The sequence below is a fragment of the Paenibacillus sp. sg306046 genome (assembly GCF_059821225.1).
On the sequence record NZ_JCAMRT010000017.1, the window covers coordinates 73,603 to 98,441 of the forward strand.

Sequence of the window (24,839 nt, forward strand, 5' to 3'; positions counted from 1 at the left end):
TGCCCGGCTCCGGCTGCTGCCGTCGTTGCCTGCATGCTCCTTCAGCTCCTTTCGATTCCTCCAACCGCCCGGCAGCGGCATCCGCCGCGCCGGTGATGCTCGCGCCGTCCCAAGTCTTTATGACGGGGTAAACAGCGGCAGTCCCGTTATATCTTCCGGAATGTCGATCAGATACACGTTGCCGTAGCCGTTTTTATCGCTCGTAAATACAAGCCGCTTGCCCTCCGCATCAAATCGCGGATGTGCATGCACCTTCTGCGAATGAAAGCTGCAGCGCAGCTCGCACAGCATACGCGGCCCGTCGTACCGGCCATCGCTGCAGCGCCGCCAGAGGCTCAGCGTTTTGACATGGCCTTTGCCGTCCACAACCGCCTGCCCGAGACCGTCCGCATAGCCGTGCCAGGTATCGAACCCGAACTCCGTCTCCTCGCAGCCGGTGTTGTCATACTGAATGCTACCGAAAAAGTTCGTGCCGTCTTCACGAAAGCCGTGATACCCGATCGTCACTCCGTCCGGATAAAAAAATTCATGGCCGACCTTTTCGCGCGGCTCCAGCCGCTCGCGGATTTTCCACGCCTCGCCTGTGCGCAGGTCCAGCCCCCAGATTCGATGATCAACCAGATGCCACGGCCCTTCATGGCAGAACGTCAGCAGCCAGGGCTGCGTCGGCGAAGCGTTGATATGGGTGATGAAGCGATGCGCTTCATAGACCTGCTCCGCGCCGCCCAGCCGGGCGTCGATGCGCACGATCATGCTGTGCGGCGCCGCTTCCATCAGCTCGCGGTGGCCGACGTAGCCATTGCCCAGATCAAGCCGGATGCGATGCGACAAGTCCTCCTGCACGCAGGTCAGCACAGACAGCCCGTCGGCCGCCACGCTTGCGTTGCCAAGCAGATAGCCCTCCGGCGCTTCGTAACAAAGCTGCTCCTCCAGCGAGCCAAGGTCCAGCCGGATCAGTCGGCGGCCCAGCTTGATGAAAGCCGCGCTGCCGTCCGGCAGCAGGCATGCATCAAGAAAATCATTGTCAGGGTAATCTGTCAGCTGGGTCAGCAGTCCGCTGTCCACCTGCAAGCTGTACAAATTTGTGCTGTTGCCGCGGTCCGAGATCAGCAGCAGCCGCTGCCCCCCGTCATACCAGCCGCTTTCCGTAAAATATAAATGATGGCTGTGCGCCTTATAATCCGTCAGCTGCGTGACTTCAAGTCCCGTCAGCCGGTCGGTGTACGTCCTCCGCTCCGACGGCCATACCGTGCCCTTTGCCATGCTTCACGCCTCCCTCTGTCCGCTTTGCGCGAATATCACGCGATATCACGCGCTTGCCTGCTTTACAGCCAAGGCTTCAGCCCTTCCCATTTCACCGACCAGCTGCCGTCCTGCGGGAAGCCCGGATTGGGCGAATCGTTTCCGCCCTCCCGGTCCTGCCAGCCTGCGGCCATCATCGCCACCGCCGTCAGCAGGCCGCCGTTGCCGGGCAAATACGCCGACAAGCCTGCCCGCTGGTAATTATGTCCATTCGTTAAGTACGTGTTTTTCGCCGCATCCATCAGCAGAAAATCGACCGCCAAATCAGGCTCCCCGACTCTTGCGGCCGTCATCGCGCACATCGGGAAGTCCCAGCCCCATGCCGAGCCCCATCTCCAGACGTCCTTGACCTTCAGCAGCGTATTCAACATCACCTGACGGTCAATCGCCGCTCCCGGCAGCAGGCCAAGCGCGCCCAGCATGGACGGGTGATCGTGATTTTTCGCCGTAAATGTATCCGGGCACAGCGCATGGGCCAAGTAAACGCCGTCCGCCTGCGGGGACGGAGCCATCGCTCCAGCCACCTCGGCCCAGCGCGGATTGGCCGCAACCTGCAGCCTTTCCGCCCAGCGGGTGGCGATGTTCAGAGCATAGGTCCAGTATTCCAGCTCGTATGGCGGATTTTTGCTTCCGTCGAGCGGATGGCATTCCTGTGCCGGAATGAGCGGCGGTCCGAGATCGTACACCCCCAGTTCCTCGTCCAGATGGGCGAACGACACCATGAAGTCCGCCGATCCAAATACGACATCGCGGAAGCGCTTCAGCATCGCGTCGGACGGCTCCGCCTGGTAACATAGCTCGGCCAGCGCAATCGGATGCGGCTGCTGCCAGATCAGCCCCGGCGCAACCGGCGACGGGCACGGGCTGCCGTCCGGTCCGACCATTTTCGGCCAGCGCGCGCCTTCATAGCCTTGCGAACGGGCCAGCTCGCGGGCCACAGGCAAAATGTCCGTGTACCAGTCCATGCTGCGCAGCAGCATGTCGGCGCGGCCCCAGAGCGGGAAATGCGCCCCGTGCCACCAGTGCATTTCGAGATGCGACTTGCCGAACCAGCTGTTGTACATCAGCCCCGTTTCCTGCGGCGGCATCGTGCCTGCGCTATGCAGCGCGCACAAAAACTGCGACAGCACCACCCGGCGCTCCAGCTCATACGCCCGCGGATCGGAGCTGCCGGCAAAATCAACCGCAGCTCCGCTCAGCCAAAACGACTCCCAAAACGCGGCGCTTGCCGTCAAGATGTCGCTGACCGCAGCCGTCTGCGGATCACGCGGCGCAAAAGCGACCGCGCACTCCAGCACATCGCCGGCCGTCTGCGGGCGCAGCGTAAATTCATGCGTGCCCGTCTGCTCCAGCTGCCCTGCCGTGCTCCATGTCCAGCGCACCTCATACGAATCGTCGTCCATCCGGCGCTCCAGCACCGCCTGGCCTTGACCGGCTTCCGCTTCCTTCAGCCGGGTCTGATGCCGTTCATCATGCTCCCAATCTGGAAATACGGCCTTGGCCCAGGCGGTATGCAGCATATCCGGCGCAGGGAAGCGAACGAACAGCTGCAGCCGTCCCTGAGCGACCAGCGCGGACTCGGCGCGCACTCCGATCGCATCCAGTGTCGGGTGGCAGGCTGTCGTGACGCGAACGGGCACGCCCTCCACCTCAAATTCACTGACCAGCAGCCCCGTCCACAAGTCAAGACGCTGGCGCACCGGCGTCAGATCGGATGCTTCCGCCTCGGCTCCGGAGGACAGCAGAAACCGGAAGGCGACCCGGCCCAGCTGCTGGCGATGCGGATTTTGCCGCAGCCAATGGTACGCATCCGGCTTGTCGCCCGGCTTCATCGGATAGCCGACCGCACGGCCATGGGTGTCAAACGGCTGATAGGAGGCGTCCTGCAAGGTGTACCGATGATGTCCGCCGGTGCTGTGCCACGCCCAGCCTGCCTGGGTGCCAAGCGGCACCTCGTATTGGCCGGGAAACGATTGCAAGCCGGTCAGATCGGCGGTAAACGCAAACTCGCCGTTGCCGACGGTAAACGGGGACAGCGGGTCCCATTTGGTCAATTCCGGCTGGTGCCGGTCTACAATTTTACGTCTGTCCATAGCGCCTCCTTGAGTGTGAGACGGATGCGGCCCCGCGGCGTTATTCGCGCACGGCATCCATCCGGGTTCTCATCATATCCCGGTATTTGCCGGGCGTAATATCCTTGAATTTGCGAAAGCTGCGGATAAAGCTGTTCTCATGCTGATAGCCGACCAGCAGCGCAATATCCGAAATGCGGCTATCCGTCTTCACCAGCAGCTCGCCAGCCCGCTCCATTCGCAGCCGGGTCAAGTAATTGTAGATCGTCTCGCCCGTCTCCTGCTTGAACACCTGGCTTGCCAGGCTGCTGCTGATGCCGATCGACTCGGCAATTTCGGGAATGCCGATCGGCTCGCCCAGATGCTGCTTCATGTAGTCGATCATCCGCTGGCACAAATGAAAGTCCTTGCTCCCGATCAGCTGATGGAACTGCTCGGCCAGCGGGATGACGCGGCGCTTCAGCTCACTGCCGATGTCGTCCAGACTAAGCGTATCCAGCCGCTCATAAAGCGGCCTCGCCTCTTCCTCGTCAGCCGGACGAATCCGGTCGATCCGCTCCAGCGCCGCCTGCAGAAAGGACAGAGCCGCGGACGGGTAGCCGTAGGCGGCGCGAAGATGCGCCAGCATACGCTCCACCGCTTGCACGGAACCGGCGACATCCCCTGTCTGGATGGCCCGCGTCAGCTCCTCCAGCAGCGCCTCATCGGCCACCGTCTCCCGCGCCTCATGCCCGGACACCGTCTGAAACGGAATCGCTTGTCCGTAGCTCTGGTACAGCCGGTACGTCAGCGCGTTTTCCGCCTCCATCAGCGCCTGCTTCAATCGCGCAATATCGGTCTGCGGCGTGCTCAGACCGGCCGACACGCTGAATTTCAGCAGCAAAGCCGCGACATCCAACGCCTCGGCAAGCTTCCTGTCGGGCGATGGTGCGGCTCCGTCCCGCGGCTGCAGCAAAATCGCCGTCTTGTCCTTGCCGAAGTCGGCGCAGACGATATGCCACTGCGGCTCGAACAGCTCGGCAACGATGTTCGCCAGCGCAAATTTCAGCAGCGACTGGTCGCCGCCGGAAAACGTTCGCGACCACGACTCATAACGGTCAATGGACAGTACAGCCGCCGTGATTGGCGCAGTCCCCCAATCGCCGAAGTAGCGGCCCCATTTCTCCTCCAGCTCCCGTCTGCCGGTCAGGCTGCCGGCGTAAATATCCTGCAGCAGCTTGGAGGACGCCTCCGACATCGTCTCCCGGACAAGCCGGGACATCTGGGCGTGGTTGCTGAGCAGCTCCCCGGCCAGCTTCTCCAGATCGACCCCTTCCGGGCCGCCGTCCGTCCGCTGCTCGTAATCGCTGAACAGCTGCTTCAGCCGGCGCACCGGGCGGAAGGCCGCGGCATTAATATAGAAAATCGTGGCGGCGCCCAGCGCCAGCGCGGCCACCGACACGGCCAGCACGACATTGCGGACCTTCTTGGACTGGGCCAGCAGGCTGTCCTGCACGACCAGCGAGACGTAACGCCAGCCCGTGACAGGCGATTCCAGCTGATTCATCAGCAGCTGGCCGCCCTGGTAGGTCACATCGCCGCCTCCCTGCCCCTCCCGCTTGAGAATCGTCAGCGCCTGCTGGACAACGCTGTTATCAAACGTGTAGTTTGAGAACGCATACAGCACCTCATCGCGCTCGTCGATAATAAAGCGCATCCGGTCCAAATTGTTGAGCGCAGGCGGATTCAGCTTCGCAAACAGCTCCTCATCCTTCAGATTGACGGCGACAATGCCCTTGAACTGGCCCTGAATCATAATTTTGCGAAACAGCGTCACATTCGAGCCTTTGCCGCCGGCCCCTTCCGGCACCTGCCGTTTCTTGATCACCGTCATCCGGTCGCCGAATTCATCGGCTACGCTCACCCAGTCGGAATCGCCGAAGGTCAGCTTGCTGGAGCTGTACCCTTGCGGAAGCGCGACGAAGCTGCTGCGGTCGATGTCGTACACGTAGATGCTTTTGATATATCGCGCATTGCTGATCATCGTGCCCAGCAGCTGGTACAGCTCGGAAATATTGGCGTACGAATTTTGCACCTCTGCGGTCAAAAACTTGTAAATGTTGCTGTTAAGCGCTACCTGAATCGCGATCTGATCGCTTTCCCTGATCGAATCGTCGATCACGCTCATGTTCAGCTGCAGCATTTGCCGCTGCGGCTCGCTCAGCTCCTGCTGCAGCACCGACTTGGACGTGTAATACGAGGTCAGGCTAACCGCAAGAATAATCAGAAAAACCGACACGGTCAGAATCAGCACGAACCGCGTTTGCGCATGGGCCAGGTGCAGCTTCAGCCAGGTCTTGAGGGATTGTGTCACGTTAAAGTCCCACCTTATGCCAAGGATGTTCTCATTATACCGTGAGTCGGCCCCTCGTGGCACGCGTCCTGTCGTTTACCCCGCCACATTCGCCGGTACGGCCTCCAGCGCCTCCCTCATCCGCTGCACCTCGATGCCTGCCAGCAGTACGATGCCGATGCCGTGCGTGTCATTCAAATTCCAGCCGAGATCATGCTTGTAATACGCATGCGAATAGGACCAGCTGGAGCCCTTGCATACGCCGTACAGGTTGCCGCGCTTGTCAATCGCCCGTTCGCACAGTCCGCGCCAGCCGGCCAGCGCAGACGCCGCATACCGCTCCGGCTGCTCTAGCCAGCCATGGCGGACGCCGAGCGCAAAGCCGTACATAAACATCGACGTGCAGGACGACTCCTCGTAGGATTCGGGATCGGTCAACACTTGATGCCAAAGCCCCGCCTCGCCCTGCAGCCTGCGATAGCCTTCCGCCAGCTCGCGGTAAAACGCCAGGATGTCCGCATATCGCTCATGCGTCTGCGGCAGCACGCCCAGCAGCACCGCGAGGGAGAAAAAGACCCAGCCATTGCCCCGTCCCCAGACCGTCTGAGACGGCTTTCCAGCCGCGACATCAAACACATGCGCCATCATTTGCCGGTCCGGCATGTACAAATACGTTTTGTACAGCAGCAGCTGGCGGGCGGCCTCATCCACATAGCGGGGCTGTCCGGTCAGCTCGGCGTACCGGCACAGAAACGGCACGCTCATGTACATATCGTCGCACCACATCGTGTTGTGCATGCTCGGCGACACGCCGACCCGGCGATACAGCGCCCCGTCCGGCATCCGGTCCTGCGTCTCCATGATATAGCGGGCGATGTCGTCCGCCACCTCGCGCAAGCCGTGCAGCGGACGCACCTGTCCGGCCATAATCGCCAGCGAGCCGAAGGAGCCGCAGTCGTCCAGGCTGTCGATATCCGACAGCTGGTTGTTCAGTCCCGCCGCGCCGAACTGCTCGCGATCCCACCGCGAATACGCATAGGTCGCGGTGGCAAATTCCACATGGCGCGTCACATAATCGGCCCAATCGCCGCGCTGCAGCAGCCGGCTCGTCTCCAGCAAGCCGTTCAGCGTCACGCCCAGCGGGTAATTCCAGCGGCCGAACAGCTCATTTTCCAGAAATGGCCGCACATGAGCGCCAGGCTCGCCCGTCGTCCAGAAGACGCTGCCCGCTTCCCCGGCGTCCGCCACCCGGTCCAGCGACGTATAGTCGGCCGGATTAACCGCCTTGTCCGGCGGAAACGGGCCGAGCAGCAGCCACACGCCGTTCGCGCCCTGTACGCCGCGCGGAACGGACAGCTCCGCGCCATCCGGCTGCTCCACGAGGAAGCCCCAGCCTGCGCCGGAGCCGGAGTCCGCATCGCCGCAGCTTGCCTGCACAAACAGCTCGCCGCCGGACGGCGGCACTGTCAGCGGGACGGCGAATTCGCCCGGCTGGCTGACGGCCAGCAGCTCCCGCCCCTGCCATAGCAGGCGCAGCGGGCCATTGGCCGTCCCCGTCAGCGTGACCTGTTGCGTGGTCCCGGTCCGGCCCGCGACCGTCGTCCACCCGTAAGCCGACCAGCCCGGCCGCTGCCCGTACAGCCGGCTCAGGCTGTACGGGTCCGCCGCCGACGGCTGCCGCTCGGGCAGCCAGGCCACGCCGGTAGCCGCCTCCGCCTGAACGGCGGACGGAATGACCGCCAGCGGGTGATCCAGCGCAGCCGTATACAGCCAGCCCTCTTCTCCCTCTCTGTCAAACGAAGGGACGAGGAAATGAAACGGCTGGTTTTTGCGGTTGCCGGTGCCAAACTCCGCGCCGCTGCCGCCTGCCGGACGTTTCCCCAGCTCCAGCACGAAATAATTCCAGCCGGGCGTCAGCGCCAGCTTGAGCTTCAGCGGCAGCTCGCCCTCCTCCTCGGGCGAGGAGCCGAACCGCTGCTGTCCGTTCAGGTACAGCCGCACCGGACCCAGGCAGCGCAGCAGGAACATGGCGTCCTGCTGCGCGCCCGACCACAGCTTTGCCCAGGCGTATACCTGCTGGCCCGCTTTCATGTCGGGAAACATGCGGCCGACCGGAAACTTATAGAGATGGTGCTCCTGCTTGCGAATTTCACTCTCCCGCGTCACCCGGTACACCGGAGCGTGCGCCGGATGCTCGCCGACATAACGCTGGGCCATCACGGCCAGCACATGCGGAATGCTGGCGCCGTCCGTTTGTCCGGCCATCCGGTCCGCAGGATCGAAATACGCGCCTGCCGCTCTGATCATGCTTCGCTTCCTCCTTTGGCGCCGCCTGCGCCGCTTCGCCGCTCAGCCGCTGGATCTGCGTGCCCGGCGTCTGCCGGCCCGCTGCCCGCTTGCCCGCCGGCAGCGACCGCAGCCAGCTGCTGCGAGGCGGCGGCAGTTGACCGTCCGCTCAGGCTCAGGCCAAGCACCTCGGCAATCGGCACCGGCCGGTGCTCCTGCACCGAGCGCCATACCGCTTCGCCGGTTGCGACCGAATACGCCCCGTCCTCCGCGCCGGACAATATGCGGTACGGACGCGTCGGGTCCTCGCCCATAAACAAATCCTCCAGCAGCAGCGGATCGCCGCCGCCGTGTCCGCCCTCGCGGTGGACGACATGAATCGTTTCCTTGGAGCCGAACAGCGGGAAATAATCAATCGTCTGCACCGGGGTCGGGAACGGCGTGCGCCCCGGCATATGGTACTCCACCGATTCGAGCCGTCCCTTCGTCCCGTTGATGGCCAGACGATAGCCCTCGTACGGCAATGAAAAGTTAACCGAATAGCTGAGCAGCGCCCCGCCGTTGTATTTGACCGTTGCCGTGTACGTATCCTCAATATCAATCTGCGAATCGAAAATACATTGATCCGGCCGGTAATCCGAATATGGAAAGGCGCTTTTTTCCGTCGTCTTTCCGCCGCCTGCGGCATCCAGCGCTCCCAAATGATCGTCGGGCACGCGAATATGCTTGCTGCGGGAGTTCCAGCGGGCGTAGTAGGCGCACTCCCGCGTGTACGCACAGGTCGTACAGAAACGGCCGTCCTCCTTCTTCGGATTTGCTTCGCCCTCGGCGCCGTAATAATTCAACGCCCCGTATGCAAATACCTCAACCGGCTTCTGGCCGATCCACCAATTGACCAGGTCGAAGTGGTGGGTGCTTTTATGGATCGACAAGCCGCCCGACAGCTCGCGCACCCGGTTCCAGCGCTTGAAATAGCTGGAGCCGTGGTACGTGTCCAAATACCAGTTCAAATCAATCGACGTAATGCGTCCAAGCTTGCCTTCCAGCACCAGCTCCTTGATCCGGGTGTGGATCGGCGCATACCGGTAATTAAAGGTGACCGTCACAGTGCCTTTGCTCGCCTGCTCCGCCTCCATCACACGCCGGCTGTCCTCGCCTGTCGTCACCATCGGCTTCTCGGTGATCACGTCCAGATCGCGTCGCAGCGCGGCGATCAAATACCGCGCATGCGTATCATCCCGCCCCGCCACAATAATGACATCCGGACGCGTTTCGTCCACCATACGGTCGAACTCATGCTCCCCGTAGGTCGGCGTCGCCGCATGCTCCGGATACCGTGTCCGGTACAGCTCGAAGCGCGCCGGGTCGCGATCCAGCAGCCCGACCAGCTCGCAGGTGCCGGCGAAGGTCGTCAAAATCGGCTTGGCGAACATTCCGAGCGCCCGGCCGCTTACCCCGCAAATCGCGTATCGTTTCCGCATCATTTCTTCACCTTCGCGTACCATTCCTGCACCCGCTTGGTTACAGCCTCGCCCCCGGCTTTGTTCCAGCGGTCAACAAACTCATCGAACTTCTCCATCGGATATTCGCCTATGACGATTTTCGTCAAGTACTCCTGGAACAGCTTGTGCGACTGAATGTCCGGGTATCCTTCATAAACGGTATTCGGCAAGCCATCTCCGGCGATTCGGCGCGCATCAGCGGTGCTGACCACAAAAATATCCTGCACCATCTTCTGCATGTTCTCCGGCACCGTTTCCTTGATCCGGGTATCCATGTCTTCCTTCGTCGTCAAGTTACGCATGCCGAGGGCAAGCGGACGGCTGTCCTCCGGCGGCAGCAGCACCTTTTTGCCGTTGACAACCTGATGCTGCAGCCCTTCGATCCCGAAGCGGACGAACTCGTCATTGCTTTGATCATAGAAGAAATCAAGCAGCTTCAGCGAAGCTTCGGCTTTGTTTTTGGCAGTGGCCGGAATGATCCACTCCGGCTCACCCATGCTTTTCTGGGTTACGAAGCCTTGAAAGCCTTCGACCTTCGGTACCGGCATGCCAACGATGTAAGCGTCCGGCGCGCCTTTGAGCATCGCTGTATAGCGGTCGCGCACGTTGGCTGGAAGATGATACCAGCTACCTACGAGATTGTTGTTGATTTTGGCTTGCCAGACATCGCCCTTGTTCAGGAACGTTTCGTTATCCAGCAGCTTCTCCTTATACAAATCGCGGATAAAAGCAATCGACGCCTTCATATTCGGCGTTACGCCGGCGTATTGAATTTTGCCGTCATACACATCCCATTCCGGACTGCCTTCCCACATCGCCACGCCGTAGATGCCGAATAAATGATCCATCCACTTGCCGAACTCGCGGCCTGAAGTCGGCAGCTCATCCTTTTTCCCGTTGCCGTTCGGGTCCTTGTCGCGGAATGCCTTGAGCACTTCCTTGTAGTCCTCGGCCGTTTTGGGCATAGGCAGACCGACCTTATCAAGCCAGTCCTTGCGGATCATCGGCGCCCGCTCCGGAACGAGGAACACTTTAGGCACATAATAAATGTGGCCGTCCGGGGACGCGGAGCGGACAATATCCCACGCTTCCTTCGGGATGTTTTTCCAGACATTCGGCGCGTACTTCGGCAGCAAGTCGTCGAGCGGCAGCGCACCGCCCTGCTTGATCAGCGTCTGCTCGATGCCCCCGATTGGCCGGAGAATGTCCGGCAGCTCATTGGACGCAATCATCAAATTCAGAAATTCCGTCGGCTCCGAGCCCGGAGGGGTCGTCGTCAGCTTGTATTCCACGCCGGTTTTCTCGGCGACGTATTTCACATGCGCATTGGAGCTGTCAGGAATCGAGCCGACGCCCATGTGGCTTTTGAATACGTTTACCTGAACCGGCTTGCCGTTATCGCCGCCTGACGTGGTTCCCGATGTGGATGAACAGCCTGCGAGTGCGGTAGCCGCCAGCAGCGAAGCCAGCGCCGACAGCTTGGCCGGTGTTGCCAATAATCGTTTCGTCATACAAAATGCCTCCCTTTTTTCAATCGCTTTGTCTACTTCATGCCTTTGCGCAGCCGATGCCGCGCCTTGCCGCTTTGCGCCCGTGCCCGCCGGTGAGCCGCTTGCGGCTACTCCTTCAGCGAGCCGAGCATCGAGCCTTTGACGAAATATTTTTGCAAATACGGGTACACCAGAATAATCGGGATCGTCGCGAACAAAATGGTGGCCGCCTTCAGCGTCGTCGTATTGAAATCGTAGTCGCCCAGCACCAGATTGACGGCCGCCAGCTCCTCCGGCGATTGCAGATAAGCGCGCAGCTTCATTTGCAGCGGCCATTTGGACGGATCGCGGATAAACAGGACGGCCCGGCTGAACGTATTCCAGTACCCGACCGCGTAAAACAAGCTGACGGTAGCCAGCACCGGCTTGGACAGCGCCAAATAAATGCGGAACAGGATACCGGCGTCGCTACAGCCGTCGATTCGCGCGGAATCGTCCAGCTCTGACGGAATGCCCATAAAAAAGGTACGGATAATGATCATATTAAACGTTCCGATCAAGCCCGGCACAATAAGCGCCCACAAGGAGTTCATCAGCCCCAGCTCGCGGATCGTCAAGAAAAACGGAATCATCGGCGCATTAAAAATCATCGTGATAATAATGCCCAGCATAACCGGCTTGCGAATGAGCAATTCCTTGCGGGAAAGCGGAAACGCCATCAGCACCGAAAACAGCATGCTCAGCAGCGTGCCGACCACTGTAATATAGACGGTAACGCCAAACGATGTCCACAAGCCTTTGTTTTGCAGCACATGCACCCAGGACGCGGTTGTAAATTCAACCGGAAGCAAAAACACCTGCTTCGAATCGGCGGCAATCGGCGAGCTTAATGAAACGGCCAGCAGATGCACCAGCGGCATCAGCATCGTCGCAGCGGCCGCAGCCAAAAATAAATAGTTGATCGCCTGGAATAGCTTATCTCCGGTAGTCAGCTTCATTTACCACAGCCCCTGTTCAGATTTTCTCGCCAGCCGGTTGAAGATCCACAGCAGGATAAAGCCGATGACGGATTGGAACAGGCCGATCGCCGTCGTGACGCTGTATTGCCCTTGCAGCACCCCGGCCCGGTAGACGTAGGTTTCGATAATGTCGCCGACGGAATACGTCATCGGAGTCAGCAGGTTGAAAATTTGATCGAAGCCCAGCTCCAGGAAGTTGCCGATATGCAGCAGGAACAGCACCAGAATCGTCGGCAGCATCGTCGGCAGCGTAATATGAATCGTTTGCTTCCAGCGATTGGCCCCGTCCATGACGGCCGCTTCGTACAAATTCGGATTGATGCCGGCGATCGCCGCCAAATAGATGATCGTGCCCCAGCCGATTTCCTTCCAGATGCCGGAGATGACAACAATTGTACGGAAATGCTGCTGCTCCTGCATAAACAGGATCGGCTCCATACCCAACCAGCCGCGGATCATGTTCACCGCCCCCTGGCTCGACAGCAGCTCGAACACAATGCCGCCTACGACAACCCAGGACAGAAAATGCGGCAAGTAAAACATGCTTTGCACCACCCGCTTCATCAGCATCAACCTTACCTCATTAAAGAGCAGGGCGAGAATGATCGGAGCCGGGAAGCCAAACACAAGCTGGTATAAGGCAATCGTCGCCGTGTTTCTCAATACAAGATAGAAATCCTGATACGTAAAAATAAACTTGAAATTAGCAAGCCCCACCCATTCGCTGCCCAGCATCCCCTTGAAGATCTGGTAATTCTGGAAGGCGATTACACTTCCCGCCAGTGGCACGTACTTGAAAATAAGGTAGTACAAAATGCCGGGCAAAAGCATGAGATACAAAATCCAGTGCTTGCGGATGTTGGCGAGATACCGATTCTCGCGAGCCCCGGCATTGCCTGACCGCAGTCCGGCAACGCCCGGCTCTAAATCCGTCGAAACATTTGCCACCGCACGAACCTCCTTCGCTTTGTGTACCGTCATCTTACCCCCTCCCCCCTACTTCGACAATTGTCCGTTTGTCCAGCGCATGCACAAAAACGCGAATGCATCCGGATTGGACGATTCGCGTACGAAGGCAGTGGATCGGTTGGTGGACAGGACAAGCCGACGTTCCGTCAAGCCGGGCATAACCCCCCGGCGCCGCTGGCATTTGGCGAGCTGGCTTGGCGGTTCTGGCGCATTGGTTCATGCGTTGGAGCTTTGGTTCATCCGCTGTCGGTTTGGTTTGTTGGCCGCTCATCGGGTTGATCGTCCATCGGTTTGGATAATTTTTAGATTTAAGGACATTTTTCGACAGGAAATCCCATGCCAATGTCGAATATTTAGGCATTGCCAATTGCCTGTCCATCTAAATTTCATGTCCGAAGGCGAGGTCGCCATGCCTAATTTCATCGCAATCAAATCCGGTCAAAACCATAAAATCAGCCTGACTGTGCTGCTAACCGGACTTGTGAGCTTGTCCGTGATCGTCACCATGACGATGATGCTTGTGCTTGCCTATCAATCCAAAAAACAGTCGCTGCTGCAAACGACTTTATCACTTAATGAAGCGTCAGCGGCTAATATGAGCCAGACGATGGATTCCTTGTTCACGTCGATGAACGATAGCCTGACGTACGCGGCCCAGACGATTGCCGCCAATCCGCAGGCCAGTGAGCCGGACATCGCCCGGCAGCTGGAGCTGTTTCGCCGAAGCAGTACTTATTTCAACTCGGTGGCGCTGATTAACGAGCAAGGGTTCGTGACAAGCGTCGCTCCCCAGTCGCTGAGCGGCGGCGTAGGCAACTACCTGCTCTCGCGTCCGGCCTATGCGGGCGTTGACTTTCGCAAGCCTTATTTATCCGAGCCTTATATGACGACAAATACGGATCGGCTTATCGTATTCATGACCGTCCCGATCATCGACTCGATAGGAGAGTACCGGGGATTTCTCGGAGGAACGATTTACCTCACGGAAAATAACATCCTGAACCGGATTTTCGGTCATAAGCCCGCCGAAGGCTCCAGCTCTTATTTTTATGTCGTCAGCTCCAAAGGCTCCCTGCTGTTTCACCCGGATCGAAGCCGAATCGGCGAGGACGTGAGCGCACAGCCGCTGATTCAAAAGGTCATTCACGGGGAAAGCGGCAAAGTCCAGGAGGTGAACTCACGAGGCGTTCCGCTGCTGGCCGGATATGCCCATGTCCCGTCCAACGGCTGGGGGGTCGCTGTCGTGTCGCCCGAGGCGGCAGTTTCCCGGCAGCTGATGCACCAGACGAAGCAAATGGCGCTGTACGCGGTGCTGCCGTTTCTGCTGCTGCTGGCGGTGGCCAGCTGGCTCGCCCATTGGCTGGCGCGGCCATTTGTAGCGCTGGCTGATCTGGCAGGACAGCTCGGCAAAAAGCCGATCCGGCTGCCGGAAGCCCGCCATCATTGGAACCGGGAGGCCGATCTGCTGACCAAAGCGCTGAGTGTAGCGCTGCGCAATCTGGAGAAGCAGACGGATCAGCTGACACGCGAGGCGCAGATTGATCCGCTCACCGAGCTGGGCAACCGCCGGGCGCTGGAGCTGCTGCTGCAAGGCTGGGCTGTCGCTCCGACCGGCTTCTCGCTGCTGATCATGGATATTGACCGGTTCAAATTAATCAATGATACGTACGGACATCCGGTCGGCGACGAGGTGCTGCAGCATCTGGCCCGGCTGCTGGTCGCGGTCGTGCAGCAGCCGGAGCTTTGCTTCCGCTATGGCGGCGAGGAGTTTGTCGTACTGCTGCCCGAGCCGGAGAACGTAGAAGCCTACAAGGCCGCCGAGCGTATTCGCACCGCCTTCGAGGCAAGCGCCAACCCGACAGGCCAGACGATCACATTGTCCATCGGCGTGGCTACCTCGCTGTCCCCTTGCCACTCGCCGGAAACGCTGCTTCGGTCGGCCGATAAGGCACTGTATGAGGCCAAGGAAAGCGGCCGGAACCGGACGATCGCTGTTGTACTGGAAGCCTGTTGATGCTCCCGTCAGGTCGCGACGGCATGGACGATAAACCGGTGAGTGCCGGTGTCGATCGGATCGCAGGTAATCAAGGTAAGAAACTTTCCGCTGCGCGGCTGCCCCAGCACCGTCAGATCATCCGGCTCCACAATAGCGGTAGCCGTCACCGTGTACGCGGTTTGCTGCTTGCCTGTCCGGACCGTAATAACGTCCCCCTCCGTCAGCTCGACAAGCCGGTTAAACAGACGGCCGTAGCTCAAACTGCGGTGAGCGGCAATGACGGCATTTCCGGTTGCTCCCGGCTGCGCCGTTCCTTTGAAATGCACAGCGCCCAGCTTCATATTGGCTTCGGTCACCCCAGCGAGCACGGGCAGCTTCGTCGCGATTTTCGGAATTTCAATGACACCCATTGCCGTCAGCTTAGCCTTCGCCTGCTGCGGAGGCGGCTGGCGAGGCGTTTCTGCTGCACCCGCTTCCGGCGCTATCCCCGGCGCAGCGGTTCGGGCTGACGGTGAACCCGCAGGCCCGGACGGAGGCCCGGCTGTTGTCGGCTCTCCGTCTCCCGCTTGAGCGGCCGTGCCGTCCGCTGCGCTTCCTGCGCCAGCTCCCGGACCGACCGCTTCGGCTCCGGTTAGGCCCGGCCTGTCCGGCGCTCCCGTTGTCCCTTGGCCTGCGGCCATGGGTATCTCTACTGCGCTGTCCAGCCCCATTCGTTCGTCGGTCAGCGTTCCCTGCGGCCAGCCTTCGTCTTCGCCAGAGTCCGCCCAAACGGACAACGACTGGAAGGACGCCAGCAGCTCCTGCTGCTGCCGGTCCTCCCGCGCCTGCTGCACATGCGGGTAAGCGATCAAGCATAACCCGGCGACAACAAGGGCAATGCCTTTTTTGCGCATCCGCGCACCTCCCGTCCATTGATCGAGTGCTCTGCCGTCAAATGAAAAAGGGGACCGGAGTCCCCTCATGCATTCGTTTACGATCCGGAGCTGCGTCGTTTGAAAGCCGCTGCCAGCCCGGCTGCAATCAGCAAGACCCCGATGCCGTAATACGTCCACGGCACCTGTTCGCCCGTCTGAGGCAATTGCGGATAACCAAGCGGAATATCTCCGTCCGGAACAAACGTCGTCGGATTCATCTCCGTCGGCTCCGGGCTCGATTGCTCCGGCTGCTCCTCAGGAAGCGGTTCAGGCTCAGGATCTGGTACAACGGCGTCTGACGGCGTCGGGACGCTTCCTCCCGGCTTAGGCGTCATACCAGGACCGGCAGGCACAGGTTCATCCGGGATGGTGACGGTTGGCGGCGGCGTAGACGGAGGTCCGTCGTTGTCATCGTCGTCATCATCGCCGCCGCCGGGATTGACGCCATCTCCTCCATTGCCGCATAGCGCGGCACTAGCTGCGACGGTCAATTTGCTCGCTTCGCCGACAGTTACCTTGAGCAGCTCTCCGTCAGCCGGAGCAGCCAGTTGAATGATAGCTGATCCGCCAGCAGGTAAAGTGACGTGACCGCTCACGTTGTGCAAGCTGTAGGTCACCTCAGTTACGGTTGTATTGCCGTTGGTCAGTTGAAAGCGGACAATGCCTGTCGTATTTACGCACAGCGCTCCTGCCTCCACCAGCTCGACCTTAGGCTCAGGCGGCGGATTGCAGCTCGTTCGGTCCGCTGCGACCGTCTCCTTGCTTTGGCCGTGAACGGTCACGATCAAACGCTCCGTACTGTCGGAGGCCAGCTCCACGATCCGCTGCTCGCCAGCCGCCAACGTCACTTGACCTTGGGCTCCGCCCAGCGAGTAGTCAATCGTCGTTGCCGTTTCATTGCGGTTCGTCAGCTGGAAGCGGACAATGCCTGTCGTATTTACGCACAGCGCTCCTGCCTCCACCAGCTCGACCTTAGGCTCAGGCGGCGGGCATCCGTTGACCTGATAATTAAGAAGCGCTTTCACCATCAGCTTGGAGGTGTGTCCGCCGACTCCCAATGTCTTCAACTCGGGCCCTCGGTACAAATCAAGCTGCCAGTAGCCGCACGGCATATCGACTTCGACGGTATACACTCCGGGACCGTACGTTCTCGTCACATTTGAATACGAATATTGCTTCTCATACGGCCGTCCGAACCGGTCCGGTTGGATATTATCCGGGAAGGCGTAACTCGTAAAGGACAACTGCAAATCACAGGAGCCGTCCGGAATTTCAAACGTCACCTGGCCTGTCGCTTTCAAGACCGGCTTGAGAAGCTGTTGAAGTTCATTTTCCGATTTATAAAGCAATTGTTCGCAAGCCCCTTCATAAACAGCCTGCCCTACCGTCGGCGAGCCCTGATCAAGGCTGGCGGTTGGCGCCGGTTCGGCTGCAGCTTCCGCCCCGAAAGCGCGAACCTGACTCACCGCCGATCCAAAAACAGGATAAACGAGGGTAAGCGCAAGCAGGATGCTCATCCAGAGGACAAATACCGGTTTGACCTTTCGCTTCATGATTTTGCTCCTTTCTGTATACTTTTGAACGTTTGTTGCATTACTCATCACCTTCAAATCCAATAAAAATGAGCTAAAACCTTGCAATAACGCGCCTTTCAGACACCGCCCCCAATCTTATAATTGATACATATCGTATCATAAACAAATCGAAATTTCTACTGCCTGCTGAAAATAAGTAAAACTTCGGATCGAAGCACTTTCGATGAAGATACATCGGTGTTTTAGCAGTAGCTTTTCTTGCGATTATAGAATCGTTCAGCTTCGCTGAAAGCTTACAAATTCTATAATCTTAACTAGGATCAGCCGGCCTGGATCTGGCTTGGCCTTTGGCAGCTGTCGTCAGACACTACGTCCGCTTCCTGTAAACCTTACTTCTACAAGTTATGCGCCCTGCCGCAAAACATACATAGCTCCTGCAGACATTTGCTGCAGCTTGTCTCGATTTGACGAAGAAATCAGCCGTCAGTGCCCGCCCCCGGCGCTTCCACGAGAGCCGGCGTGCAGACGCAGGCCCAACCTGTGCAAGGCGGGACAGCTGTACAGACGCCGTGAAGGCCGATGACATACACTGATATACGTGCAAGAAAACCTTTGACCGAAGCCGATCTTGTAAAAAACCTTGATCGAGGCCGTCTAAGGATGAGCGACTGCCATTCAGCGGCATGTTGTCTGTGAAACTCTGAAGACAGAAAGGAACGGATCGTCTATGGGAAGAGATGTCGTCGATATCGTCATCACCCCTCATCAGGCAAGCGGAACCGTCACGCTTGTGCTGGAATGCTATAGCAGTATCGCCCATGGCTTGAGCGATCTGCCCAACGACGCGTCCATCACGCTCAAAAACGGCAGCCATACGCACACAACCCGCCTGCTCAAGGGGGACAGCGACGAATGCGCCTTTCCGTACCTGGCGATTGATCCGGCTTCCGCCAAGCAGCTCGGCTTGCGGGACCAGAACCGGTACTTGATGGACTACAACGCTATGCAGGATACGCTGACGCTGACACGTCTGCTTGTTAGCCGCAGTCACAGGGTACTGAAAACCGATCGGAGCCAAGGAAATCGGATTACGATCGGCGCGGCTCTCGCAGCCGCTCTTGGCATACCCCGGACGACCCGGCCCGTGCTGACCCTCAGCACAAGCGCGGGCAGCGTGAAGGCGCAGCTCCGCGTGCCTGCGAACGAAATCAGCAATGAGCTTAAATTGACCGCTCCGCTCTGCAAGAAGCTTGGACTTGTGCCAGGTACGCGCATGATGCTCGCCTATCATCAAAAAACAAAAACATTAACGCTCAGCTCTTCTGCAGCAGCGGCAGCCACTGACCTCCCGGTAGTACCGTCGTATCCGACAGCGGTCGACCAACCGGAACAGCTGAGCCATCGCTCTGGCTCTAGCTATGGCAGCTCAGGCTCAGGCTCAGGCTCGGGCTCTAGCTCTGCCCCAGGCTCAGGCTCCTCCGGCGCAGTCACGAATCACTCCAGCTCCGGGCTGTCTGGCGGCGAGCGCAGCCAGTCCGGAGTTCAAGCCGTCCACGCCAATCGCGTCCTGCCTGCGCGACCAGGCTTCCCAGGCAGGCTCAAGCCGACACGACCGGCCGAGGAGCGGTCCCTCGTTGACCGCCGGACGCGTTCAGCTACTGCGAGAGGCGAGCAGCTCTTGACCCCGACTGGCCGACCGGCCAAAGCAGGCTCCTCCGCCTCGGTACACACCCTCAAGCCGCCGAAGCGAACAGCCAGAAAAACCGCTGTACGCAAAAAAGGCCCTGCCGTTTGGCTGAGCCCGCAAGTAACCAGATAAGTGGGGAGTGCTGACTGAAGGTTAAATCAAAAAGGATCGCAGCAGCCGCCGTTTCAGGTGGAGCCTGCGATCCTTTTTGCCCGATTTTCGAGCTAGTCACGTGCTTCAACGGCTTGTTCTTCCCCATACAGCTCATGCAAATGCTGCACATGCGCCAGGCCCCATTCATTCATCGCCTGCAGGAGCGGAGCAATTTTCATTCCGTATGCCGTAATGGAATATTCAACCTTGGGGGGAATTTGCGGATAAATTTGACGATACACAATTCCATGGTATTCCAATTCCCTTAATTGCGCTGTCAGCATCTTTTTCGTGATGCCTGGGATTGCCTTCTGCAGCTCGCTGAATCTCAACGTCCCCCTCGAAAACAAATGAAACATGATGACAGGCTTCCATTTTCCAATCAGGATTCCTAACGCAGTTTCAACTTTACAGTTTTCAGCCATTTGAACCACTCCTGTGGAATTGTTGCTTGAGCTTCGCAAGGTATCCTTTTGTATACCAGGTTTAATTGAAGTGCCTACTTCCGGTAAATGCTCCTTGCGGTTATTATAACTCTGTAACTAACAAAACTTCAAGGAGGACATGCATCATCATGAAATGGGCTGTTCGCATTTTGCAAGGCTTGCTGGGAGTCGGCTTCCTCCTGTTTGGCTTTATGAAGTTAAGCGGAAATCCGATGCAGGTTCAAGCATTTAATGAAATCTACGGGTACGGCACTGGCTTCATGTATGTAGTTGGCGCGATTGAGGTGCTTGCTGCGGTGTTATTAGTAGTAGGCTTCTGGAACCCTAAGCTGGTGCTGGCCAGCAGCGGAGCCTTGGCGCTTGTGATGGCCGGAGCTGTATTTACGCATCTGAAAGCCGGACAAGGGTTTGGCGTTGCCGCTATGCCTCTAGTGCTGCTCCTGTTAAGCTTGATTGTGTTTTTGGGGAAAAGGAAGGTCATGAAAGCCTAGACGATTTGCTGCCGCAGCACTGGCCGCTTACGTATGTGCAGGATCAACCTATCCATTCATATTCAAACGGAGGGATTTCCTATGAAATTACTGGTCACTGGAGCAACAGGACATCTGGGGTCGCTGGTCGTTGAAGCGTTGTTGAAAAAAGTAGCGCCGGAACAAATTGCGGTCAGTGTACGCGATCCGAAAAAGGCCGAGCAGCTGAGCGCAAAAGGCATTGATGTGCGTTACGCGAATTTTAATGAGTATGAGTCCATGGTTTCGGCGTTCAGCGGAATTGACCGACTGTTGATCATCTCAACAGATGATATGCCCAATCGTAGAAAACAGCAAGCTGACGCTGTTCGTGCGGCCCAGCAAGCGAACGTGGGCTTCATTGCGTACACCAGCGCGCCAAACGCAGCGGAAAGCAAGCTGGCGCTTGCCCCGGATCATCGCGAGACGGAACAGGCGATCCGGCATTCAGGGATTCCGTATTCCATTCTTCGCAACAACTGGTACTTGGAAAATGAAATCGCAACCTTCCAGGCTGTACTGAACGGTGCGCCATGGAGCATCGCCTCGGGCACAGGCCGGGCCGGGTGGGCTGCTCGCCGCGATTATGCCGAAGCAGCCGCAGCTGTGCTTGCCGGGCCAGGGCACGAAAATAAAATCTATGAATTGTCCGGTCCGCTCATCACTCAAGAAGAGCTGGCAGCAAGCTTTGCCCAAGCGGTCCAGCGCGATATTCAGGTTGTACATCTGGATGAGGAAGCATACGGCGGCATGTTGAGAGGAGCAGGACTGCCTGAGCCTGTCATTGCTCTGCTGGTTGCCATCCAGGGCGGCATACGTGACGGCGAGCTGGATATCCCAAGCGATGATCTGGAGACATTGCTGGGACGCCCCGTCACTCCGGTCCAGGAAGCCATCGCTCAAATCGTGAATGGATTTTCCCAGTAATAGCAGTCATTCTAACGCTCCCAGGCAAGCAGCTTGCCGGCTTCTTAGCTAGCAGAACACAGTAGATAAAAATCAAGGGTGTTACGTAATAGCTCAGGCTACTGCGTAACACCCTTAATTTTCATGTTTATGAAAACAGAGTCAAGAAAGCCCGCCTTTGGAACGCAGTCGCACGCTCCTTCTTGCAAGGGCATGCCTACAACTGCTTGCTGCGGTAGTGATGTCGGCCTAGCGCCGTAAACCCCAGCTTGCTGTACAGGCTCCTCGCAGGCGCATTGTCCTGCAATACCTGCAAGTACAGCCGCTGCGCTCCCTGCTGCAGCGACCAGTCCGCCAGCTTGCGGAGCAGTTGTCCCGCCATGCCTTTCCGGCGGTGCCGGGCGGCTACGATGACATTGCTGACGCCGGTGTACCCGCGTTCGCTGACGACCGTCGCCAGCGCCGCTGTTTCTCCTTCGTTCATAACGCGGACAAACGCCTTGACCGGACCAATCGCCGAAAAAATATGACGATACGCAGGCAGCCGCTCTTCGCCAAACCCTTCCAGCCGCAAAAAATCGGCCAGCCACTGCTCGTCAGCTTCGTCGGCGAACTCGTAATCAAACCGGCTGTCAAGCACGACAGAGCGAACAACGGCGTCCGCCTCACCTGTCATCAGCAAGCAGGGCATCTCCCGTACATACCCCGCCTCCGCCAGCAGTGCATCCAAACCGGCAGGCGAAGCGTCGCTGACATAAAAGCAGACCGGCAAGCCGCGCCGCCGGTAAAAGTCTTCGAGGTCCGCAAGCCAATCTGCGCAAGCCGGCAGCGGTCCAATCGAGTGGACACTGTTCGCCCGTCTGGTCGTGCCATACGTAGCACGCAGCCTCCAGCCTCCATACAACTGCTGCGTGAAGGCAGGCCAAGCGTTGGCTGCAAGCTCCTCCACCTGGACCAGCTCGGCCAAAAAGGGATGCAGCCGTTCAGGTTGCTTCGTTTCCATCATTTCCGTATCGCTTCGCGTCAGCTCAGCTCCATTGTCCGGCTGTTCCATTCGATTCCCCACTGGCTTTCTAGTACGTTCCATCCGCGTTCCTATTCTTCCATCAGCTTGATCCTTGCACGGTTCGCCAAATCCTCGCCCGTCGTCGTGTGCAGCCGGTTCAACAGCTCCGTCTGGAACGTACCCGGATGGCTGCTGCCGGAAATTTCGACTGCAAGCTCAGCGGCTACACCGTAGAAGGCAAGCGCAGTCGTCGCCGCGGCAACCAGGTCACGCTCGACCGCGGCAAAAGCGCCGATTATACTCGTCAGCAGGCACCCCGTACCCGTCACGGCTGTCAGCAGCGGCGTGCCGTTGCTGATCCGGTACGTCACGCTTCCATCACTTACATAATCATCCGCACCGGTGACAACAACAACAGCACCCAGTTGGCGTGCCGCCTTTCGCGCCAGCCCGGCTGCCTGATCGCCAGCCGCCTCGCCGGCATCAACGCCCTTGATCTGCACCTGCTCGCCAAGCACATTGGCAATTTCCGCCGCATTGCCGCGAAGTATGGAAACTTTGATTTTCTGCAAAATACGGCGCGATACCTCAGTCCGGTACGCAGTCGCTCCCGCGCCGACCGGATCGAAAATAACCGGGACGCCATGCGCGTTGGCCGAACGTCCGGCAATCAGAATCGACTCGACGATGCTTTGATCCAGCGTCCCGATATTGACAACCAGCGCCCCCGCAATTTTGGCCATATCAGCCACCTCTTCATGCGCATAAGCCATCACCGGCGAAGCGCCAAGCGCCAGCAGCCCGTTAGCCGTAAAGTTTGTGACTACGACATTCGTAATATTGTGGACGAGCGGTCTTTGCGCCCTTACCCGTTGCAGCATGTCGATTCTTGCTTCGATTTCCATTCTGGTAGTCCCCCTTGAATTTAGGCAGTAGCCATGTGGTTGTCCATGTGTCATCCGGTGAAAGTCCTATTCGGACACCTGACTTCGCGCCTGGTCGCAGCTTGAAAAAAAACACACTCCGCCCTAAGCAAAGTGTGTTTCCCGCACTCTCCCTACGCTGGCATGATCCAACAGGTTCAAATGGTTAACGGCAGCTTCAGCCGTACTCTCAGCCCGATTTCCCCCGGACTCCCATGGTTCTATTCATTTCCTTTAATAATAGCGATTGCGACAAGTCCGGTCAAGGCAGCATTTTTTTAGGCTTCTGGCAAATCTGCGAGGCGAAGGTACGCTGCAGCTGTCCTTTATTGGGCTTTTCTAAGCATTTCCAGCTTGAGGCGATCTTCGCCCTGCAGTCTGGCCAGAGCAGCCACTTCTTCCTTCGTTGCGCAGCTTTCCAGCTTGACATGAACAAGCTCCAGCATGCCAATGACATCTTCGTTCTGGTTGGCTTCAATGCGGTCCAGCTGCTGCCTGACCTCGGACATTTCCTGCTTCAATCCGGCGACGTCCTGCTTTAACGTTGAGACATCCTGCTTCAGCTCTGCGACATCCTGCTTTAAGCCTGCAAAATCATGGACAAGGGTGGAAAGTAACGCTTCGATACGATTTAATGAATCAGACATCGGCTGCCTCCTATGGATCATCAAAACAAGCAACAGGTAACTAAAAGCCCGATGCTAAATCACGCGCGTAGCTTCTCCTCTCATTCTACCATTTCACCGAAAATTGCCAAGCCTATTTTTCGAAGACGACTTGTGCTTTATCCCGATATTTTGCATCATTAGGGAGAACCTCTACAACTCCACCGCAGATGGGAGTGACGGTCTTGCAGCATTCAGCTTTATTTCATGCCGACCCGCTTCAGGATGATTTTCATCCGCATGTATCCGCTTACTATTTCAAGCAATGGGATGGATTCGAGATGCCCTTTCACCGGCATCCCGATACCGAAATTATGTATATCATTTCCGGCCACTGCCGGGTCGATCTGCAGAGCGGAGACGGCATTGAAGCCGTTTCGCTCAAAAAAGGCGAATTTATTATGCTAAATGCCTGCATCTTGCATCGGTTGATGATCGAAGCCGGCACATCCTGCCGGATGCTGAACGTCGAAATCCGGTTTAACCGCTGCCAGCCCGGAGACCTTTTCCCTTCGATTCGGGTGCTTGCGGCCCAGGATGAGCTGCTGCGCGGTCTGCTGCACACGGCTAAAACCCATCTGGTGCTGCGTGACCCCGATGACATGTATCATCTCTTGAAGGGGTTGGTGCTGGAGCTGGATGGAGGTCCGAAAAGCAGCAAGCTGCTGATCCGCCTGCAGATCGCGGAGCTGCTGATCCGAATCGCGCGGCTGCACCGCAGCACGGAGGATAGTCTGCACCCGCAAGCCGATTATTATGTCCGGCAGGCCACCGAATACATCCATCATAACTATGACCGGGACATACAAGTCAAGGACATCGCCGCCGCCGTCAACCTGCATCCGGGTTATTTGCACCGGATTTTCCGGGCGCACACCAGCCAATCGCCGATGGGCTACCTAACCAAGCTGCGGATGGAAAAAGCAAAAATGCTGCTGCGTACCGACATTCCCATTTTGGACGTAGCTGATTATGTCGGTGTGGGAAGTCGGCAATATTTTCATTCTTTATTCAAAAAACAGACCGGCCTGACTCCGACCGAGTTTCGTAAATCCATCCGCGCCGAAGCGTATCGCCAGGAACCAAGTGAGGATTTTTGACAGTACCGCTCCACGCTGGTCACGATC

General features: G+C 58.2%; 19 protein-coding genes and 1 riboswitch. Of the genes, 5 read left to right on the plus strand and 14 right to left on the minus strand.

The genetic code is table 11. The features are described 5' to 3' along the window. Positions 1-117: 117 nt before the first annotated feature. The 8 genes from AC6ROY_RS17585 to AC6ROY_RS17620 form a co-directional block, all read right to left on the minus strand. Entirely contained in the window at positions 118-1,263 is a 1,146-nt protein-coding gene (locus AC6ROY_RS17585) for an oligogalacturonate lyase family protein (protein WP_500101879.1), read from the minus strand. A gap of 62 nt (positions 1,264-1,325) precedes the next feature. Further along, positions 1,326-3,395, minus strand: coding sequence for a glycoside hydrolase family 65 (locus AC6ROY_RS17590; protein WP_500101880.1), 2,070 nt, complete (start codon positions 3,393-3,395; stop codon positions 1,326-1,328). Between the two features lie 40 nt (positions 3,396-3,435). After that, entirely contained in the window at positions 3,436-5,727 is a 2,292-nt protein-coding gene (locus AC6ROY_RS17595; RefSeq protein ID WP_500101881.1) for a helix-turn-helix domain-containing protein, read from the minus strand. Between the two features lie 75 nt (positions 5,728-5,802). After that, the gene (locus tag AC6ROY_RS17600) at positions 5,803-8,013 is read right to left on the minus strand and encodes a glycoside hydrolase family 88/105 protein (RefSeq protein ID WP_500101882.1); all 2,211 of its coding nucleotides are present in this window, start codon (positions 8,011-8,013) and stop codon (positions 5,803-5,805) included. Next, positions 8,010-9,476, minus strand: a complete 1,467-nt coding sequence (locus AC6ROY_RS17605) for a Gfo/Idh/MocA family protein (RefSeq protein WP_500101883.1) — start codon at positions 9,474-9,476, stop codon at positions 8,010-8,012. The genes AC6ROY_RS17600 and AC6ROY_RS17605 overlap by 4 nt, the downstream gene beginning before the upstream one ends. Continuing rightward, on the minus strand, positions 9,473-11,005 hold the full coding sequence (locus AC6ROY_RS17610) for an extracellular solute-binding protein (RefSeq protein ID WP_500101884.1): 1,533 nt from the start codon (positions 11,003-11,005) through the stop codon (positions 9,473-9,475). Before AC6ROY_RS17610 ends, AC6ROY_RS17605 begins: the two co-directional genes overlap by 4 nt. Positions 11,006-11,112: 107 nt before the next feature. After that, positions 11,113-11,982 carry a carbohydrate ABC transporter permease gene (locus tag AC6ROY_RS17615; RefSeq protein ID WP_500101885.1) on the minus strand — a complete coding sequence of 290 codons (870 nt, stop codon included), beginning with the start codon at positions 11,980-11,982 and terminating at the stop codon, positions 11,113-11,115. Beyond that, entirely contained in the window at positions 11,983-12,834 is an 852-nt protein-coding gene (locus tag AC6ROY_RS17620) for an ABC transporter permease (RefSeq protein WP_500101938.1), read from the minus strand. 547 nt (positions 12,835-13,381) lie between these two features. Between AC6ROY_RS17620 and AC6ROY_RS17625 the strand changes: the two genes are divergently transcribed. Continuing rightward, complete coding sequence (locus AC6ROY_RS17625) at positions 13,382-14,986, plus strand: sensor domain-containing diguanylate cyclase (RefSeq protein WP_500101886.1); 1,605 nt, start codon at positions 13,382-13,384, stop codon at positions 14,984-14,986. Between the two features lie 8 nt (positions 14,987-14,994). On the opposite strand, the gene AC6ROY_RS17630 is transcribed toward AC6ROY_RS17625, so the two are convergent. Together AC6ROY_RS17630 and AC6ROY_RS17635 are read right to left on the minus strand one after the other, a co-directional pair. Continuing rightward, positions 14,995-15,861, minus strand: coding sequence for a class D sortase (locus tag AC6ROY_RS17630; RefSeq protein WP_500101887.1), 867 nt, complete (start codon positions 15,859-15,861; stop codon positions 14,995-14,997). Positions 15,862-15,938: 77 nt separating this feature from the next. Beyond that, positions 15,939-17,435 carry an LPXTG cell wall anchor domain-containing protein gene (locus tag AC6ROY_RS17635; RefSeq protein ID WP_500101888.1) on the minus strand — a complete coding sequence of 499 codons (1,497 nt, stop codon included), beginning with the start codon at positions 17,433-17,435 and terminating at the stop codon, positions 15,939-15,941. 709 nt (positions 17,436-18,144) lie between these two features. Between AC6ROY_RS17635 and AC6ROY_RS17640 the strand changes: the two genes are divergently transcribed. Further along, positions 18,145-19,236 carry a hypothetical protein gene (locus AC6ROY_RS17640; RefSeq protein WP_500101889.1) on the plus strand — a complete coding sequence of 364 codons (1,092 nt, stop codon included), beginning with the start codon at positions 18,145-18,147 and terminating at the stop codon, positions 19,234-19,236. A gap of 92 nt (positions 19,237-19,328) precedes the next feature. Here the strand turns inward: AC6ROY_RS17640 and AC6ROY_RS17645 are convergent, their stop codons facing one another. After that, on the minus strand, positions 19,329-19,682 hold the full coding sequence (locus AC6ROY_RS17645) for a winged helix-turn-helix transcriptional regulator (protein ID WP_500101890.1): 354 nt from the start codon (positions 19,680-19,682) through the stop codon (positions 19,329-19,331). A 149-nt stretch (positions 19,683-19,831) separates the two neighbouring features. Between AC6ROY_RS17645 and AC6ROY_RS17650 the strand changes: the two genes are divergently transcribed. Continuing rightward, positions 19,832-20,194 (plus strand): DoxX family protein, encoded by a 363-nt coding sequence (locus tag AC6ROY_RS17650; protein WP_500101891.1) that lies wholly within the window; start codon positions 19,832-19,834, stop codon positions 20,192-20,194. 81 nt (positions 20,195-20,275) lie between these two features. Then, positions 20,276-21,139 (plus strand): SDR family oxidoreductase, encoded by an 864-nt coding sequence (locus tag AC6ROY_RS17655; protein WP_500101892.1) that lies wholly within the window; start codon positions 20,276-20,278, stop codon positions 21,137-21,139. Positions 21,140-21,335: 196 nt separating this feature from the next. Here the strand turns inward: AC6ROY_RS17655 and AC6ROY_RS17660 are convergent, their stop codons facing one another. The 3 genes from AC6ROY_RS17660 to AC6ROY_RS17670 form a co-directional block, all read right to left on the minus strand. Further along, positions 21,336-22,172 carry a GNAT family N-acetyltransferase gene (locus tag AC6ROY_RS17660; protein WP_500101893.1) on the minus strand — a complete coding sequence of 279 codons (837 nt, stop codon included), beginning with the start codon at positions 22,170-22,172 and terminating at the stop codon, positions 21,336-21,338. A gap of 41 nt (positions 22,173-22,213) precedes the next feature. Further along, a complete protein-coding gene (thiM, locus tag AC6ROY_RS17665) occupies positions 22,214-23,029 on the minus strand; it encodes a hydroxyethylthiazole kinase (protein WP_500101894.1) in 816 nt (271 codons plus the stop codon). Between the two features lie 131 nt (positions 23,030-23,160). Then, a riboswitch (TPP riboswitch) is annotated at positions 23,161-23,274 on the minus strand. A gap of 99 nt (positions 23,275-23,373) precedes the next feature. Further along, positions 23,374-23,694, minus strand: coding sequence for a hypothetical protein (locus AC6ROY_RS17670; protein ID WP_500101895.1), 321 nt, complete (start codon positions 23,692-23,694; stop codon positions 23,374-23,376). A gap of 194 nt (positions 23,695-23,888) precedes the next feature. On the opposite strand from AC6ROY_RS17670, the gene AC6ROY_RS17675 reads away from it, so the two are divergent. Further along, entirely contained in the window at positions 23,889-24,812 is a 924-nt protein-coding gene (locus AC6ROY_RS17675) for an AraC family transcriptional regulator (protein WP_500101896.1), read from the plus strand. Positions 24,813-24,839 lie beyond the last annotated feature (27 nt).

Coding starts and splice junctions, on each gene's coding strand:
- AC6ROY_RS17630 (WP_500101887.1), bottom strand. CDS start 15,861: ATGCGCAAAAAAGGCATTGCCCTTGTTGTCGCCGGGTTATGCTTGATC.
- AC6ROY_RS17655 (WP_500101892.1), top strand. CDS start 20,276: ATGAAATTACTGGTCACTGGAGCAACAGGACATCTGGGGTCGCTGGTC.
- AC6ROY_RS17635 (WP_500101888.1), bottom strand. CDS start 17,435: ATGAAGCGAAAGGTCAAACCGGTATTTGTCCTCTGGATGAGCATCCTG.
- AC6ROY_RS17590 (WP_500101880.1), bottom strand. CDS start 3,395: ATGGACAGACGTAAAATTGTAGACCGGCACCAGCCGGAATTGACCAAA.
- AC6ROY_RS17605 (WP_500101883.1), bottom strand. CDS start 9,476: ATGATGCGGAAACGATACGCGATTTGCGGGGTAAGCGGCCGGGCGCTC.
- AC6ROY_RS17610 (WP_500101884.1), bottom strand. CDS start 11,005: ATGACGAAACGATTATTGGCAACACCGGCCAAGCTGTCGGCGCTGGCT.
- AC6ROY_RS17625 (WP_500101886.1), top strand. CDS start 13,382: ATGCCTAATTTCATCGCAATCAAATCCGGTCAAAACCATAAAATCAGC.
- AC6ROY_RS17585 (WP_500101879.1), bottom strand. CDS start 1,263: ATGGCAAAGGGCACGGTATGGCCGTCGGAGCGGAGGACGTACACCGAC.
- AC6ROY_RS17620 (WP_500101938.1), bottom strand. CDS start 12,834: ATGCTTTTGCCCGGCATTTTGTACTACCTTATTTTCAAGTACGTGCCA.
- AC6ROY_RS17600 (WP_500101882.1), bottom strand. CDS start 8,013: ATGATCAGAGCGGCAGGCGCGTATTTCGATCCTGCGGACCGGATGGCC.
- AC6ROY_RS17670 (WP_500101895.1), bottom strand. CDS start 23,694: ATGTCTGATTCATTAAATCGTATCGAAGCGTTACTTTCCACCCTTGTC.
- AC6ROY_RS17645 (WP_500101890.1), bottom strand. CDS start 19,682: ATGGCTGAAAACTGTAAAGTTGAAACTGCGTTAGGAATCCTGATTGGA.
- AC6ROY_RS17650 (WP_500101891.1), top strand. CDS start 19,832: ATGAAATGGGCTGTTCGCATTTTGCAAGGCTTGCTGGGAGTCGGCTTC.
- AC6ROY_RS17660 (WP_500101893.1), bottom strand. CDS start 22,172: ATGGAACAGCCGGACAATGGAGCTGAGCTGACGCGAAGCGATACGGAA.
- AC6ROY_RS17615 (WP_500101885.1), bottom strand. CDS start 11,982: ATGAAGCTGACTACCGGAGATAAGCTATTCCAGGCGATCAACTATTTA.
- AC6ROY_RS17640 (WP_500101889.1), top strand. CDS start 18,145: ATGGGAAGAGATGTCGTCGATATCGTCATCACCCCTCATCAGGCAAGC.
- thiM (WP_500101894.1), bottom strand. CDS start 23,029: ATGGAAATCGAAGCAAGAATCGACATGCTGCAACGGGTAAGGGCGCAA.